The 16,132-nt window shown below is 66.4% G+C and carries 16 protein-coding genes; 7 read left to right on the forward strand and 9 right to left on the reverse strand.

Going from position 1 to position 16,132, the window contains the following annotated elements; all coding sequences use genetic code 11:
• Positions 1-183: 183 nt before the first annotated feature.
• Positions 184-1,167, reverse strand: coding sequence for a 4-hydroxy-3-methylbut-2-enyl diphosphate reductase (locus tag AOP77_RS02780; RefSeq protein ID WP_236685736.1), 984 nt, complete (start codon positions 1,165-1,167; stop codon positions 184-186).
• A 31-nt stretch (positions 1,168-1,198) separates the two neighbouring features.
• Between AOP77_RS02780 and xseA the strand changes: the two genes are divergently transcribed.
• Positions 1,199-2,656, forward strand: a complete 1,458-nt coding sequence (gene xseA, locus AOP77_RS02785) for an exodeoxyribonuclease VII large subunit (RefSeq protein ID WP_236685737.1) — start codon at positions 1,199-1,201, stop codon at positions 2,654-2,656.
• Positions 2,657-2,736: 80 nt separating this feature from the next.
• Here the strand turns inward: xseA and AOP77_RS02790 are convergent, their stop codons facing one another.
• Positions 2,737-3,174 carry a hypothetical protein gene (locus AOP77_RS02790; RefSeq protein ID WP_061963829.1) on the reverse strand — a complete coding sequence of 146 codons (438 nt, stop codon included), beginning with the start codon at positions 3,172-3,174 and terminating at the stop codon, positions 2,737-2,739.
• A gap of 85 nt (positions 3,175-3,259) precedes the next feature.
• Between AOP77_RS02790 and AOP77_RS12065 the strand changes: the two genes are divergently transcribed.
• From AOP77_RS12065 to AOP77_RS02810, 4 genes are all read left to right on the forward strand, one after another.
• The gene (locus AOP77_RS12065; protein WP_084622408.1) at positions 3,260-3,556 is read left to right on the forward strand and encodes an exodeoxyribonuclease VII small subunit; all 297 of its coding nucleotides are present in this window, start codon (positions 3,260-3,262) and stop codon (positions 3,554-3,556) included.
• Positions 3,549-4,499 (forward strand): carbohydrate kinase family protein, encoded by a 951-nt coding sequence (locus AOP77_RS02800; RefSeq protein WP_062209079.1) that lies wholly within the window; start codon positions 3,549-3,551, stop codon positions 4,497-4,499. The genes AOP77_RS12065 and AOP77_RS02800 overlap by 8 nt, the downstream gene beginning before the upstream one ends.
• A gap of 38 nt (positions 4,500-4,537) precedes the next feature.
• Entirely contained in the window at positions 4,538-5,929 is a 1,392-nt protein-coding gene (locus AOP77_RS02805) for a class II fumarate hydratase (protein ID WP_061963825.1), read from the forward strand.
• Between the two features lie 68 nt (positions 5,930-5,997).
• Complete coding sequence (locus AOP77_RS02810) at positions 5,998-7,311, forward strand: NAD(P)/FAD-dependent oxidoreductase (RefSeq protein ID WP_061963823.1); 1,314 nt, start codon at positions 5,998-6,000, stop codon at positions 7,309-7,311.
• Here the strand turns inward: AOP77_RS02810 and AOP77_RS02815 are convergent.
• Complete coding sequence (locus AOP77_RS02815) at positions 7,308-7,574, reverse strand: metal-sensitive transcriptional regulator (protein WP_061963821.1); 267 nt, start codon at positions 7,572-7,574, stop codon at positions 7,308-7,310. The two genes, AOP77_RS02810 and AOP77_RS02815, sit on opposite strands and share 4 nt — an antisense overlap.
• 59 nt (positions 7,575-7,633) lie before the next feature.
• Positions 7,634-7,801, reverse strand: a complete 168-nt coding sequence (locus tag AOP77_RS12650) for a DUF8730 family Cys-rich protein (protein WP_500778284.1) — start codon at positions 7,799-7,801, stop codon at positions 7,634-7,636.
• Between the two features lie 95 nt (positions 7,802-7,896).
• Here AOP77_RS12650 and AOP77_RS02820 point away from each other — a divergent pair, with 95 nt between their 5' ends.
• Entirely contained in the window at positions 7,897-9,567 is a 1,671-nt protein-coding gene (locus AOP77_RS02820; RefSeq protein WP_084622212.1) for an FAD-dependent oxidoreductase, read from the forward strand.
• A gap of 163 nt (positions 9,568-9,730) precedes the next feature.
• On the opposite strand, the gene AOP77_RS02825 is transcribed toward AOP77_RS02820, so the two are convergent.
• From AOP77_RS02825 to hemE, 5 genes are all read right to left on the reverse strand, one after another.
• Entirely contained in the window at positions 9,731-10,213 is a 483-nt protein-coding gene (locus tag AOP77_RS02825; RefSeq protein WP_062209083.1) for a hypothetical protein, read from the reverse strand.
• A 7-nt stretch (positions 10,214-10,220) separates the two neighbouring features.
• Entirely contained in the window at positions 10,221-11,456 is a 1,236-nt protein-coding gene (locus tag AOP77_RS02830) for a ferrochelatase (RefSeq protein WP_152649746.1), read from the reverse strand.
• Positions 11,453-12,127, reverse strand: a complete 675-nt coding sequence (gene hemQ / locus AOP77_RS02835) for a hydrogen peroxide-dependent heme synthase (RefSeq protein ID WP_062209086.1) — start codon at positions 12,125-12,127, stop codon at positions 11,453-11,455. The genes AOP77_RS02830 and hemQ overlap by 4 nt, the downstream gene beginning before the upstream one ends.
• A 146-nt stretch (positions 12,128-12,273) precedes the next feature.
• Entirely contained in the window at positions 12,274-13,671 is a 1,398-nt protein-coding gene (locus AOP77_RS02840; RefSeq protein ID WP_062209089.1) for a protoporphyrinogen/coproporphyrinogen oxidase, read from the reverse strand.
• Positions 13,671-14,768, reverse strand: coding sequence for a uroporphyrinogen decarboxylase (gene hemE, locus AOP77_RS02845; protein ID WP_062209092.1), 1,098 nt, complete (start codon positions 14,766-14,768; stop codon positions 13,671-13,673). Before hemE ends, AOP77_RS02840 begins: the two co-directional genes overlap by 1 nt.
• Positions 14,769-14,820: 52 nt before the next feature.
• On the opposite strand from hemE, the gene AOP77_RS02850 reads away from it, so the two are divergent.
• Entirely contained in the window at positions 14,821-16,116 is a 1,296-nt protein-coding gene (locus AOP77_RS02850; protein ID WP_160300031.1) for a glutamyl-tRNA reductase, read from the forward strand.
• Positions 16,117-16,132: the final 16 nt, after the last annotated feature.

Genomic DNA, 16,132 nt, shown 5'->3' on the forward strand with positions numbered 1-16,132 from the left:
ACCACACGCCTCGCCCTGTCCACTCCTCTTGTGGAACCGGGACGTAGGCACCTCGACGACGTCGCTGGACGGGGACCTCAGTTTCCTTGTTCCAGGAATTCCTAGAACAAGAAGACGCCATCGCCCGCTCAGCCACGGACCGCTAGAAAAATTGCAGTGCGCAATACGTACGTTGGGGGACCGCTAGGCGCGCATCGCGTTTTCTGCCTGCTTCTCCTTGAGATCCGCACGAATCTCGCGAGGCAGCGAGAACATCAGGTCCTCGGTCGCGGTGCGAACCTCTTCAACCGTGTCGAAGCCGCGGCCAGCAAGCAGGTCCAGCACGTCGCGCACCAGAATCTCCGGCACCGAAGCACCAGACGTCACACCAACCGTAGAAACACCCTCGAACCACGCCTCGTCGATCTCGGTCGCGCGATCCACGCGATACGAGGTGCGCGCTCCGTACTCCAGCGCCACCTCAACGAGCCGCACCGAGTTGGAGGAGTTTGCGGAGCCGACCACGATCACCAGATCGCACTCGGGCGCGAGCTTCTTCACGGCGACCTGACGGTTCTGGGTCGCGTAGCAAATGTCATCGCTGGGCGGATCCTGGAGTTTGGGGAATCGAGCGCGAAGCCGTTTCACGGTGTCCATGGTCTCGTCCACCGACAGCGTGGTCTGCGAGAGCCACACGACGTTGTCGGGATCCGGGACCTCGACCGTGTCCGCCTCCTCGGGCGAGTTCACGATGATGGTGTGCTCGGGAGCCTCACCCGCGGTGCCCTCAACCTCCTCGTGGCCCTCGTGGCCAATAAGCAGAATGGTCTGGTCCTCGCGAGCAAAGCGCACCGCTTCTTTGTGCACCTTGGTGACAAGTGGGCAGGTGGCGTCGATGGATAGCAGGTTTCGATCATCGGCTGCCTGACGCACCGCTGGCGAGACTCCGTGAGCCGAGAACACGACGCGCGCGCCCTCCGGCACCTCATCAGTCTCGTTCACAAAAATCGCTCCGCGTTCGGAAAGCGTCTCCACGACATACTTGTTGTGAACGATCTCCTTGCGCACATATATGGGTGATCCGTGCAGCTCGAGAGCCTTCTCGACCGCGATCACCGCCCGGTCTACGCCGGCACAGTATCCGCGCGGCGCGGCTAGTAGGACTCGCTTTTCAGTGGTGTCGGGCATGTTCTCCATCCTACGTGGCACGCTAGGGGGCGTGACCGAAGCTTCCATGGCCCACGTGGGCCCGTCCAAACAAGGCAACGCATCCACCCGCGGGTCCGTTCCCGGCACGGAGTCGAGCGCGGGATTGACGTCGCCAAAGGAAGTCCCCGGCGCCCCGCAAGGAAGTGTCATCCTGCCGACCGTTGCCGCGGACACCACCCCCGAGAGTCCTTGGCCGGTGCGCCATCTCTCCCCCAAGATCGGCGCCTACATCTCGAAGATGTCCCCGGTGTGGATCGAGGGCCAGGTGCTCAACGTCAAGCGTTGGAAGCACATGGTGTTCCTCACCCTGCGCGACACCCAGGAGAACATGTCACTCAAGGCCACCCTCCCCGCCAAGGAGGTCGACGCGCTAGGAATCGACCTCACCGACGGCGCCCGCGTCGTCATCCACGCCAAGCCCGACTGGTGGACCAAGAACGGCGACCTTCAGATGGCCGGCAAGCAGATCCGCACCGTGGGCCTTGGTGACCTGCTGGCCCGCATTGAAATGCTCAAAGAAGCCCTGGCCACCGAGGGGCTATTCGCCGAGGACCGTAAGGTCCCGCTCCCCTACGTCCCCACGCTCGTGGGCCTGGTGTGCGCCAACCAGGGCGATGCGGAGCACGACGTCATCGAGAACGCGCAGCGCCGGTGGCCGTCGGTCCAGTTTGAGATTCGTCGGGTCACTGTTCAGGGCGCACGATGCGTCCCCGAGACCACCGCAGCCATCGCCGAGCTCGATTCTCACCCCAACGTCGACGTCATTGTGGTCGCACGCGGCGGCGGCTCGCTCGAGGACCTCCTGCCGTTCAGCGACGAGAATATGATCCGCGCGGCTGCCGCTTGCCGCACCCCCCTGGTCAGCGCCATCGGGCACGAGAAGGACTCGCCGCTGCTGGACCTGGTGGCCGACTATCGCGCCTCGACCCCCACGGACGCCGGAAAACGCATCGTCCCCGACGCCGCCGAGGAGGCACGCGCCATCGCCCGAGCACGGTTGCTCATGCGCGCCGCGATCGAGACTCAGTTGGACCGCGAGGCGCGCGGCCTCGAGTCGTTCCTCACGCGCCCGGTCCTACGCAACCCGCACGCGCTCATCACCCCTCACTTGGAGCAGCTCGGGCGCGCTCGACACGCGGCGGGCGCCTCGCTCGTCAACATCTTGAGCCGAGCAGATGCCCAGACCCGCGAGCTCGCCGCCAGCATGCGCGCATTGAGCCCGCAGTCCACGCTGGATCGCGGATACGCGGTGGTGCGCGACGCAAACGGAGATGTGGTCCGCGACGCCGCCGAGGTTGCGGAGGGGCAGCACGTCAGCGTCAGGGTCGCCCGCGGCGAGTTCGCCGCCGTCACAGCAGCCGATGCATCGGCCGGCAAGAAGCCCACCTCACCGCAAAAGCCCACGGCAAAAAAGGCAACGACCAAGAAGTCAGCCGCAACGAAGCCTGCTACTAGAAAGAAGCAATAACACGCCTACTACCAGGTAAGACGCACGCGTCACGCCGTTGTGACACGTACGCCAGCTTGGAGGCCGGCGACGCGCTATCCCTACCTGGAACCCAGTCCCACCATACCGAGGATGCCGGACTTGCCCTTCGAGGCGGACAGGCGCTGGCGTGCGGAGGCCGAGTAGTCCTTGCCACGGTGGCGAGCCAACTTTGAGATGACCTTGTCAGGTACCGAGGGGTTGGCGATCAGGGCCGCGATGACCTCATGAGCCTTGTCGCCGGCCAGGTCTTCCCAAATTTCGACGGGCATGTCGTGGCGCTCGTTGCGGGCGACGCCGGCGCGGACGGCGGGCGACTCGTCGGTCAGCAGACGAAGGATCGACGTCAGTGGAGTCTTGGTGCGGGCGGCAACGGTGGCGCGCACCTTAGCCTCGGGAGAGCGTGCGAGCTGGGCCAGTTCACCCTCGGAAATTTCGTCTGGGACGGCGCCGCTCGCACTCGCATTGGCGGTCTGCCGTGAATAGTTTTCGCTGAACATGTTCCTTCACCTCATTGTGAATAGAAGACTCTGTACTAGGTGAGAGGGCTACCCCCGCTAGTTATGACGCGGTAGCGTGGAAGTCGTGAAAAATACCACGGACGATGTTGCCGCCCTCAGCTACGAGGACGCCCGCGACGAACTGATCGCAATCGTAGCGAAGTTGGAAACCGGCTCCGCCACCCTCGACGAGTCACTGGGCCTGTGGGAGCGAGGCGAGGCGCTGGCTGCCCGCTGTCAGGATCTCCTCGATGGCGCACGCGATCGCATCACCGAGACGCGCGGCGACGCCGATTCGGCCGATGCTGGGGTCATCGGGGTAGTCCAAGCGGACGATTCATCTCTCGCTGAGGCGACCGACACGGAAGAAGCTCATGACTGACGCCCCCCGCACACCCATCGCAATCCACGCCCTGGTGATCGGCGAGGCACTCGTCGACGTCGTGGTGCGTCAGGACGGCACCACGAGTGCCCACCCGGGTGGATCACCCGCGAACGTAGCGATCGGCCTGGGTCGCCTGGGCCGCGACGCCGAGTTGCTGTGCTTCATGGGACTCGACGACAACGGCGCTATCGTGCGCGACCACGTCGAGGCCTCGGGCGTACACCTGGTTCCCGGCTCACAGTCAGCGGCGCGCACGTCAGTTGCCACCGCAACGCTCGACGCCGATGGCGCGGCCACCTACAACTTCGACCTCGCCTGGGAGATTTCTCCCGAGGCCCGCCCCCGGATCGACCCGCTGGTGGTCCACACCGGGTCGATTGCCGCCGTCATGCACCCGGGGGCCGCGGACGTTCGCCGGCTCATCGCGGAAAACCGCGACGGCGCAACCATCACCTACGACCCCAATGTGCGACCCACGCTCATGGGTTCCCCTGACGAGGCAAGGCCCGCGATCGAGGACACCGTTGCCCTGTCCGACGTCGTCAAGGTCTCCGACGAGGATCTCGAATGGCTCTACCCCGAGCGCGACGCGACCGCGAGCGCCCAAGCCTGGGCGGCATCGGGCGGACCCAGCATTGTCGTCCTGACGCGGGGCGGCTCGGGCGCGAGCGCCTTCATTCACGACGGGCGCACGCTGGACGTCACCGCCCCCAAGGTCACGGTCGCGGACACTGTGGGCGCTGGCGACTCATTCATGGCCGGGCTGATTGATGGGCTCTGGTACTTCGGACTGCTGGGTGGAAGCCACCGCGACAAGCTCCATGCGCTCGAGACCGCCGCGCTCGAGCAGATCTTGATCCGCTGCGCTCGCATCGCTGGAATCACCGTCTCCCGTCCCGGCGCCAACCCGCCCACCATCTGGGAACTCGGCGAAGGCTGACAGTCACTCGCGCGGTCCACGCCTGACACAATGGACGCATGGACGACTACCGCATCGAACACGACACCATGGGCGAGGTCAAAGTACCCGCCGCCGCCCTCTACCGCGCGCAGACCCAGCGTGCCGTGGAGAACTTCCCCATCTCGGGAATCACGCTTGAGCGACGCCACATCGAGGCCCTCGCGCGAGTGAAGAAGGCCGCCGCCCGCGCCAACGCCGAGCTGGGCGTGCTGGACCAGGACATTGCCGACGCGATCGTCTCCGCGGCCGATGCCGTAGCGGCTGGGCAGTTCGACGACCACTTCCCCATCGACGTCTTCCAGACCGGTTCGGGCACGTCGTCGAACATGAACACCAACGAGGTCATCGCGACGCTCGCCACGCGCGAGCTGGGCAAGGACGTCCACCCCAACGATCACGTGAACTGCTCGCAGTCCAGCAACGACGTGTTCCCCACCTCGGTGCACGTGGCCGCGACGTCGACCCTCGTCAACGACCTGACTCCCAAACTCGAGACGCTCGCCGCCTCGCTCGAGGCCAAAGCCGTCGAGTTCGCGGAGGTCTATAAGTCAGGCCGCACGCACCTCATGGACGCAACGCCCGTGACGCTCGGCCAGGAGTTTGGTGGCTACGCGGCCGCGATCCGCTACGGAATCGAGCGGCTGCAGGCTGCGCTGCCCCGCGTCGCCGAGGTTCCGCAGGGCGGCACCGCCGTGGGCACCGGCATCAACACGCCTAAGGGCTTCCCGCAGCGCGTCATCGCTTTGCTTGCAGAGGACACCGGCCTGCCCATCACGGAGGCACGCAACCACTTCGAGGCGCAGTCCGCTCGCGACGGCCTGGTGGAGGTGTCCGGAGCGCTGAAGACCATCGCGGTCTCGCTGACCAAAATCTGCAACGACCTGCGCTGGATGGGCTCCGGCCCCAACACCGGCCTGGGCGAGATCGCCCTGCCCGACCTGCAGCCCGGATCCTCGATCATGCCCGGCAAGGTCAACCCGGTCATTCCCGAGGCGACACTCATGGTGTGCGCCCGGGTCATCGGCAACGACGCCACCGTCGCGTGGGCCGGCGCCTCCGGTTCGTTTGAACTCAATGTGCAGATTCCGGTCATGGCACTCGGAGTGCTCGAGTCCATGCGCCTGCTGGGCAACGCCTCCGAGCTGCTCGCCACGACCACGGTGGACGGCATTACGGCGAATGTTGAGCGTGCGCGCTTCCTTGCTGAGGCCTCCCCCAGCATCGTCACCCCGCTGAACCGCCTCATCGGCTATGAGAACGCTGCGAAGATCGCTAAACACGCCGTCAAGCAGGGTCTGACCGTGCGTGAGGCGACCATTGCGCTGGGATATGTGGAGCGCGGCGAGCTCACCGAGGCACAACTGGACGAGTACCTCGACGTGACCACCATGGTGGGCGACCACAAGTAGCCTCCGCGCGCTCCCGACTCAGGGAAGGAAATGACCCCGCGCCCGGTTGCCCCCAATGGAGGCAACACATGAAGCGTAAGAGGATTCTAATTCTGGGCGGCGGCTACGTCGGACTGTATACCGCGCTGGCGCTACGCCGTCACGCTGGTCGCAAGGCCAAGATCATCGTGGTGGACCGCCGCGCGTACATGACGTACCAGCCGTTCCTTCCCGAGGCCGCGGCAGGCTCCATCGAGCCGCGTCACGCCGTAGTTCCACTGCGTCGCGAGCTGGAGGGCGTCCGCGTCATCCAAGGAAAGATCACCGGGATTAGCAGCCAGGACAAGCGCGTGCACGTGACGTCCGACGTGGGGGATGACAAGTCCATCGCGTACGACGACCTGGTGCTCGCGCTCGGCTCCGTGTCGCGCACTCTGCCAATACCGGGGCTCAAGGAGTTCGGCCTGGGCTTCAAGTACATCGAAGAGGCCATCAACCTGAGGAACCGGGTGCTGGGCCGACTCGCGCGCGCCGCCTCGACGGACGATGCTGATTTGCGCCGGCGACTGCTCACCTTTGTGTTCGTTGGCGGTGGATTCGCCGGCGTCGAAGCGTTCGCGGAGACCGAGGACATGGCCCGTGCCGCGCTGCGCGACTTCCCCAACCTCAGCGCCGACGACCTGCGATTCGTCATGGTCGAGATGCTCGACGGCATCCTGCCGGAGATGGGCGAAGGTATGGGCGAGTATGCGCTCGAGGAACTGCGTGGCCGCGGCATGGAGGTCTACCTGGGAACCAAGTTGGTCAGCTGCGTAGACGGCCACATCGAGTTGTCTGATGGCCAGAAGTTCGAGGCCGACACCCTGGTGTGGACCGCGGGCGTCAAGCCCTCTCCCGTGCTCGCGGACTCGGATCTGCCGCTGGGTCCCAAGGGTCACGTCAACACCTTGCCGACGCTGCAGGTCGCTACCGAGGACGGTGAGGCGCTGGACGGAGTATGGGCCGCGGGCGACTGCGCGCAGATCCCGGACCTCACCAAGGAGCAGCCTGCGTGGTGTGCCCCCACCGCCCAGCACGCGGTGCGCCAGGCGCGCGTGCTCGGCGACAACATCGCCCGCAGCATCGACGGCAAGCAACTGCGCGAGTACAAGCACAGGAACCTGGGCATGGTCGCGTCACTCGGACTCAACGAGGGCGTCGCCAACATCATGGGCGTGAAGCTACGCGGCTGGCCCGCCTGGTTCGCGCACCGGACCTATCACATGTCCCAGATTCCCACCGTGAACCGCAAGGCGCGCGTGATCCTTGACTGGACCACGGCGGTGTTCTTCCGCCGCGACCTAGTCTCGATGGGGCGGATCAGCGAGCCGCGCCGCGCCTTCGAGGAGGCGGCGGACAGTTAGGCCAGCGCCATGAACACCTTCTCGAGGCGAGCCATGTTCTCCTGCCTAGCCTCAGCATCGTTCTCGGTCATGCATTCCTGAATGCCCGCGGACATCACGGCGAACCCGGCGCGGTCTAGCGCCTTGGACACCGCCGCGAGTTGAATCACGATGTCCTCGCACTCGCCACCCTCGTCGACTCTGCGGATCACTCCGGCGAGCTGACCCTGGGCGCGCTTGAGCCTATTGCTGACCTTCCGCATCTGCTCTGCATCGAGTTCCATCTGTCCACTCTCCAGGTTGTGAATACGGCCGGTACGCCCTCGCGCTCCGGCGCCTTGGGTCATGCGCGGCCGAAGATCCGCGCCAACAGCGAGTCAGACTTCTCACCTTCGTGGCCCTGACACCGCTGAGACGCCGGAACGTTCTTCATCACACTATCGACATGCTGGCCGCAGCCAGTCCACGTGGTCTTGCCGCACTTCTTGCAGTTCATCGGGCTACACATCATCTACTCCTTCTAGGTTGGAATCTCGGCTCGACTAAATATACCCCGGGGGGTATAGTCGGAGCAAGTGCAGCAACCTCAGAACGTAAGGAAACCAAGTGAAGGTCATCATCGTGGGCGGAGTCGCCGCCGGAATGTCAGCGGCCACCAGGCTTCGCCGCCTAGACGAATCCGCAGAGATCATCGTGGTCGAGGCAGGCGAGCACGTCTCCTACGCAAACTGTGGGCTGCCCTACTACGCCGGCGGAGTGATCACCGAAAGAGATGCACTACTGCTTCAGACCCCCGAGTCACTCCACGCGCGCTTCCGTCTCGACGTGCGCACCCGCGAGCGCGTCACCGCCATCGACACTGCAGCAAAGTCGGTCACCATTGCAGTCGCCACCGGGGATACCTACACCGAGGATTACGACTCGCTCGTCCTCAGCCCGGGGGCAAGCCCCATCCTCCCTCCCATCCCAGGCATTGAGCAGGCGCTTACCCTGCGTGACGTAAGCGATGTAGACGCGCTCGTCGCTCAGCTGCCGAACGCCCGCAGCGCGGTTGTCATCGGCGCCGGATTCGTGGGACTGGAGGTGGCCGAGAACCTCAGCCACCGCGGCATCGGCGTCACCGTTGTCGAACTCGCACCTCAGGTACTTGCCCCTCTCGATGCCGAGATGGCCATACGCGTCCGGGACCGGATGGCAGCGAACGGCGTGACTATCCATACATCGGCGCAAGTCACAAGATTGGGCGCTACAACAGCCACGGTCCTTGGGCCCTGTGGCGAGCAGCAAATTCCCGCAGATGTCGTGATTGCCGCCATCGGAGTGCGTCCAGAAACCTCCCTTGCGAGGGCTGCAGGGCTCGAGTTGAGCCCCCAGGGCGGCATCCTCGTGGACGAAAACCTGCGCACTAGAGCGCCAGATGTTTTCGCGGTGGGAGACGCGGCATCCAAGCGAGACGCGCTAGGCGCTATCGAGGCAACCACGCTGATTCCGTTGGCCAACCTCGCAAACCGCCACGGCCGCCACGTCGCGGACGTCATCGCCGGTCGCGAGGCGCCGATGCGCGCGTCGATCGGCACCGCTGTCGTCGGAGTCTTCGGCCTCACAGCGGCAACCACCGGACGCAATGAGCGGCGCCTCCTCGCTGAGGGCCGCGACTTCGAGGTGATTCACGCCCACCCTGCCCAGCACGCCGGCTACTACCCCGGTGCGACGCCACTCGCTCTCAAGCTGCTAGTCGACTCTCACACCGACCAGATTCTGGGGGCGCAGGCTGTGGGCGAGGACGGTGCGGACAAGCGCATCGACGTCATCGCAACAGCGATGATGGGCGGAATCCGTGCCTCGGAGCTTACAGACCTGGAGCTCGCCTACGCACCTGCCTACGGCTCCGCCAAGGACCCCGTGAACATGCTCGGCTACATCGCGGACAACCGCCGCTACGGCGACTCGCCGTCAGTCCAGTGGCATGAGCTCGACGCGATGGTTGGCCACGACGGCGCCGTGGTGGTGGACGTCCGCAGCGCGGCCGAGCACGCCGGCGGCACGGTCGAGGTTGCGGGTTCCCCCGCGATCAACATTCCGCTGGACGAACTCCGGACCCGAGCCAGTGAACTCCCCTCCAAGGTCAAGCTCGTCGTGCACTGCCAGGTGGGCCAGCGCGGCAACACCGCCACACGCCTCTTACGTCAGATGGGCTACGACGCAGTGAACCTCGACGGCGGCTACCTGACCTGGCGCGATGGCACGCGCGCCGGTAGTTCTGTCGCCGCCGTCTGAGCTGGTGCCTTCAGACGGACAACCGGCTAGCTCCTCCGCCTGAAGGTGCAATTTGTGCATTCAGACGGGTCGGTTATGCGGATGTCCGACTGAGCGCACGGACGCACGTACGCACGAGAGCGCCACAACACTGCACCCTTCCGACGGCCGATGCCGGGGCGAGTTAGGCGTTGACGGCAGGCTCCGCGTCAGCCGCCGGATCGACCGCGGTACTGCGCGGCGCGTGGACCAGTGTGCCCATCACACCGATCGCGAGTAGCAGAATGATCTTCAGCCCCTCGAGTGCCCCGTAAACAATGTGGAGCAGGCTTTCGCCTGGGTCCTCGCCCGCGATGGTCGCAAGCGTGCGCTCGTGCAGCGGCGGGAACACCACGAACTCCTGGATCAGGAACAGCACCACGGGCGCCAGGAGCAGCCAGATCACCTTGGCCTTGCGGCGCGGCCACGCGGCCAGCAGGAACAGCGCGCAGACCACGGACTCCGCAATCCCGACGGCCTGGAACTGCACCTCGCCCACCTGCAGCAAGTCCACGCGCGGCACGTCAGTGCCGAACTTTACGCCAGCGACAATCACGTTGCCCGCGATGGCGATTCCCGCCCACAGCATCGCCAGTCCAGGGCCCAGCAGCCCAAACTTGCGCAGCATGATTCTCCTAGGCGTGAGCGGGGGCAGGCGTGGTGCCACCGGAAAACTCTGCTACCACAGGGCGCAGGTCGCGGCCCCGGCAGCAGTCCACGGGGCACACGTCCTGCCAAGGCCCCAAATCTGTCAGTGACTTTCGAGCGGCACCCTGGGGAGCATCGGCCGTCGCGTGGCGTTCCTCGACCAAGTCAATCAACCCGGCGACGAACGCCGGATCGATGCCCACAGTCGGAACGCGCACGGCGGCCAGTCCGCGCTCGGCGCAGGTCTCCAGCGCCTCGGTGTCGAGGTCCCACTTGACCTCCATGTGGTCGGACACGAAGCCGATCGGCGAGATCACCAGCCCGGTCACTGACTCGGGCAGCGCGGTGATGGCGTCGTTGACGTCGGGCTCGAGCCACGGCGTCTGCGGCGAGCCAGAACGCGACTGGTAGACCAGCGACCACTCAGCCTCGGGGAACTCTTCAACCACTGCGGCCATGATCAACCGGGCCACGGCGCGCTGCTGCTCGGCGTACCAGCCGCCGGCCTCACCCGTCGCAACAGGAGTGCCGTCGGGCAGTCCCTCGCGGGGGCCCGAGGCATCGGACGCGGACAGCGGAATCGAGTGCGTCGCAAACATGACATGCGGAGTCTCCGCGCGACCGGCGCCACGCAGCTCGCGCAGTCCGCCCAACACCGCGTCGATGTTGGGATTTACGAACCCGGGGTGGTCAAAGTATTGACGCACCTTATCGACCTCGATCTGACCCTCAAGCCCGGCATCGGCGATGGCTTTGGCGAGGTCCTCGCGGTACTGACGGCATCCCGAATAGGACGAGAAGGACGCGGTGACCAGCGCCAACAACCGAGTGTGGCCGTTCGCGTGCGCCACCTTGAGAGTGTCCGCAAGGTAAGGGTCCCAGTTGCGGTTACCCCAGTAAACGGGCAGCGTCAGCCCTCGCGCTGCGACCTCGGCCTCGAGCGCAGCCTTGAGGTCGCGGTTCTGTTGGTTGATGGGGCTCACCCCGCCAAAAGCGCGGTAGTGGTGAGCGACTTCCTCGAGGCGCTCGTCCGGGATGCCGCGCCCGCGTGTGACGTTGCGCAGATACGGGATCACGTCGTCCTGCCCCTCGGGCCCCCCAAAGCCCGTCAGCAGGATCGCGTCGTACTCGCGCGCCGGAACCGTGCGACTTGACGCCGCCAAAGGATTGCAGGCGGACGATGCCACGGCTGAGTCTGGCGAGGAAGTTGCGCTTTCGCTCACGACGCAAGGACCTCCACGGCCTCGGCGGTCTCCATGCGGCGACCCGTATAGAACGGCACCTCTTCGCGCACGTGCATGCGGGCCTCGGTGTAGCGCAGCTCGCGCATCACGTCGACCAGGTCGAGCACGTTGTCCGCCTCCATCGGCAGCAGCCACTCGTAGTCGCCCAGGGCGAAGGCGCTCACAGTGTTGGCGACCACGCCCTTGAACGCAGCCCCTTTCATGCCGTGGTCGCGCAACATCTTGGAGCGCTCTTCCTCGGGCAACAGGTACCACTCGTAGGAGCGCACAAACGGGTAGACCGTGAGCCAGTCGCGGGCGTGCTCGCCGCGCAAGAACCCTGGCACGTGGGATTTGTTGAACTCCGCGGGGCGGTGCACTCCGGCCGCGGACCAGACCAGCTTGGTCCCCGCCAACAGCTCCGTCGCGTGCAGTTCGCGTAGCGCGAGCTGCAGGTCCGCAAGATCTGGGCCGTGGAGCCACAGCATGACGGTTCCCTCGGCGCGCATGCCGGAGACGTCATAGATGCCACGCAGCACCACGTCGTGCTCGGCGAGATCCTCGACGGCGGCGTCGAAGTGTTCGACTACCTCCGCGAGCGCCTCGTCCGGCGCGTCAAGCAGGCCGTCGAGGACGGAGAACAGGGTGAATCCATGCGGCTGATCAGTCATGCCTCCAGTATCCCCCGGCTTTCGCGCGGGACGAAACTCAGCCGCGGCATCGGCTCCTGCACCCTGGCAGTCACTGAGTGCCGTTCTGGCGCAGATTTCGGCACTCAGTGACTGCCAGCGCACCGCGACCGCGGGCGCGGTGGCAGTCAGCGGTAGTCGGCCACGGCATCGGCCGCGACAATGGCGGCGATCCCGCTCAGCCCAGCGGCGGAGCCCACCAGGTGCAGGCCAGGCGCGGGGTTAAGCGAGCCCACCTTGGCGGGCGCGGCGTCGTGCCACTCGACCTGGCTGCTCGCAACCACAGAAGCCGGGTCGAGGTTCACTCCGAGTAGCCGCGACGCGTCCTCGAGCGCATGTCCTTCAACGTTCTCTCCATGCTCGATCGTGTATGACAGCCGCAGCACGTGCCGGTGCGGGTGCTCGGCAGTCTGCACCTCGGACGCCAGCCACCCCCACTTGGCGGTGGCGTGCGTCAGCGCCTTGGCGCGCGTGACGTCGCCGGAGACCAGCACCCCCGTGCCACGGGGCGCGCTATCCAGCGCAGGCTCGTCCAACACCAAGGTCACGAGCGCGACAAACCTGTCGTCAATCTCGGGCCGGCCAATGATGTCCGGTTGCAGGTCGTGAGCCGCCGCCCCCGGGACGGCGAGGGTCACGCCGTCCGCTTCCAGGTTGCGCGCCACGCCCAGGCCCTTCGCGTCAATATGCACGCGCCAACCCTCGGCGTACGGCACTACGGCCGATGCAGGGGCGTCGGTACGGATGGTCACGCCCAGGGCCTCTACTTCCGCGGCCAACGCCTCGGTCACTCGCGCGACGCCGCCGTAGATTCCCTGCACGGCGCTACCCGCCGCGCTGACAGAGCGCCGCGAACGCGCGGCCTTAATGATCGACCCATGATCCTGCACGTCCTGGGGCAACCCCGGCGCGATCGCGGCAAGCGGCAGATCCTCCAACGCGCGCGAATAGATCCCGGAAATCACGGGGCGCATGAGCAGGTTCACGGCCTTCGCACCCAGACGTTCGCGTGCGATCTTGCCGACCGTCACATAAGGGTCGACCTTGCCGATGGGCCTGAAGATGTCGCACGAGGCGCGGATCGATCCGCGCCAACCCAGCACGGCGCGCACGTCGCGGCGCAGCGGCCGTAGCGGGATCCCCAACCATCCGGTCTTGGGCAAGGGGTAAGCACGGCGGGGAGAGACCACCCAGGCGGGGGCGACCTCCGGCGAAACCACGGCATCGGCGAGACCCAACTCGCCCAGCAAGGTAGCGACGGAGCCGGCTCGCGTCGCGAAGGACTCCGCCCCGGCGTCCAGGTCGAAGCCGCCCACCACGTGAGACGACACCCGTCCTCCGAGTGAGTCCGACTCCTCCAGCAGCGTGACGTCAACCCCGCAGTGCGCGAGGTGGCGCGCTGCGAGTAACCCACCAATGCCGCCACCCACGACCACCCAGGTTTTGCGTTCGAGCGGGCCGATGTACCCGCGCGGCACGGACTGTTCCGGCGCGGGTCCCTGCTGATCTGCCGTGACGGGCGTCATCAGCCGTTAACGTGCACGAGATCGACGATGCGCTGGAGAGAGTCCGGGTTGGTGTGCGGCGGCACACCGTGGCCCAGGTTCACCACGTGACCGGGGGCCTCGGCGCCTCGGCGCAGCACGTCCGTCACGTGGGCCTCGAGCATGTCCGCAGGTGCGGGCAGCAGCGCCGGGTTGATGTTGCCCTGCAGCGGGAAGCGCCCGCCCAGCATCGCGTTGGCCTCGTCCAGCGGCGTGCGGTAGTCGACGCCCAGGACAGTGGCACCGGCATCGGCCATCGCGGGCAGCAGGTGGCCACCGTTGGCTGCGAAGTGCACGCGCGGCACGGGTAGGTCGGCCACGTAGTTGAGCGCGAGCGCCGAGCCCGGCGCGCAGTGAGCCACGTAATCCTCGACGGACAGCGAGCCCGCCCAGGAATCAAACAGTTGCACGGCCGATGCGCCGGCCATCACCTGCGCGCGCAAGAACAGCCCGGCGGCGGTCGCCGTCCAGGTAGTCAGGGCGTCCCACACGTCGGGGGCGGTAAACATCAGCTCGCGCGCCGCGAGGTGGTCACGACTGGGCTTGCCCTCGACCATGTACGCGGCCAGGGTGAACGGCGCGCCAGCGAAGCCGATCAGCGGGGTGTTGCCCAGCTCGGCGACGGTCAGCTCGACGGCCTGGCGGATCTTGTCCAGACCGGAGTCGAACGCGCCACGGTCCGCGGCAACGCCCAGGTCCGGAAGCGCGTCGACGTCAGCCATCGTGCGAATGGGACGATCAAACACCGGTCCCACGCCGGGCGCGATCTCCACACCGACGCCCGCGACCTTCATGGGCACCACGATGTCGGAGAAGAAGATGGCAGCATCGACGCCGTAGCGGCGCACGGGCTGCAGCGTGATCTCGGAGGCGAGCTCCGGGGTCAGGCAGGCGTCCAGCATCGCGGTCCCCTCGCGCGCGGCCAGATATTCGGGCAGCGAGCGCCCGGCCTGACGCATAAACCACACGGGTCGGTGGGCCGGGGTGCGGCCCTCGTAGGCGGCGATCAAGGGTGCGTCAGAGGTGAGTCCTGCGGCCTTGGGGTGGGCGGCGGGCAGGGATCCGGTGAGAACTGTCATGCCCCAATTCTGCCTTGTCGCGAGACCGTGTCAGAATGGACGGGTGGTATTGATGTCATTAGTGGCCAGTCATCACAATCGCGACCTCGCCGTACTGGAGCAGTTGAGCGTCGGCTCCGACAAGCTTGGTGCGGCGATTGTGGCGAGCGAGCCCTCCGTGCACGCTGCCGTGGTGCTCCCCACGTGCAACCGCTTCGAGGTGTACCTCGAGGCAGATGACCCTGCCGTCGCGCGCGTCGCCGTGACCCGCACTCTGACCCAGATCACGTCGCTGGACGCCGAGACGGTCGAGTCCGCGCTGGTGTCCTTCGAGTCCGATGACGCCGTCCAGCACCTCTTCTCTGTGTCCACCGGGCTCGAGTCCATGGTGGTAGGGGAGCGAGAGATCTCCGGCCAGGTGCGCCGCGCCCACGCCGATGCCCAGGCCGGGGGCCACTTGACGCCCCGCCTGGATCGACTTTTTCAGTCCGCGCTACGCACGTCGCGCGTGGTCGCCTCCTCTACCGGACTCGGCACGTCTGGCCGCTCCGTCGTCTCCGTCGCTTTTGACCTCGCCGATGCCACGGTCACTTGGGAGGGCGCTCGCGCCCTGATCATTGGGTCGGGTGCCGTCGCCGAGTCGAGCGTGGGCGTCCTGCGTGGACGCGGCGCCGACGTGACCGGCGTCTACTCCCCTTCCGGTCGCGCCGATGCCTTTGGCGCGGCTCACGGAGTTACTCCCGTTTCCTTCGAGAACCTGGCCGCCGAGCTGGGCCGCGCGGACATCGTGCTGGCGTGCTCGGGTGGCGAGTCCATCGTGCTCACCCCGGCCATGGTTGCTGCGGCGCGTGCGGGCGCCTCGTCGCCGCTGACCATCGTCGACCTAGCGCTGCATCGCGACGTCGCCGCCGGAGTAGCCGACCTCCGCGACGTACACGTGGTGGACCTCACCACTGTTGGCGCGCAGGCTCCCGAGGAGTCGCTGAACTCCGTCGAGGCCGCGCGATCCATCGTGGCCCACGCCGTGGCCCGCTTCGAGGCTGGTGAGGGCGCGCGTGCGCTTGACCCTGCCGTGGTCGCGCTGCGCGAGCACGTCTTCGGCCTGCTCGAGCGCGAGGTCACCCGTATCCGACCCGGATCTGGAGCCGACGACCAGACCATCGCGAAGGCGGACGCAACCGAGGCCGCACTTCGCCGCTTTGCCCGCACCCTTCTTCACACCCCCACCATCCGTGCCCGCCAGCACGCGGAGGCCGGCTCCGAAATGGCTTACGTGGACGCGATTCAGGCTCTTTATGGCATCGACATCGCGGTGCCCAATGACGCGTGCCCAGCAGTTGAGATTGACGCGGAGTCGAGCAACCTCTAGCGACGCGGGTCCACTT

Origin of the sequence: Demequina oxidasica (genome assembly GCF_000975115.1) — a bacterium.
In the GTDB taxonomy this organism is placed as follows: Bacteria; Actinomycetota; Actinomycetes; order Actinomycetales; family Demequinaceae; genus Demequina; species Demequina oxidasica.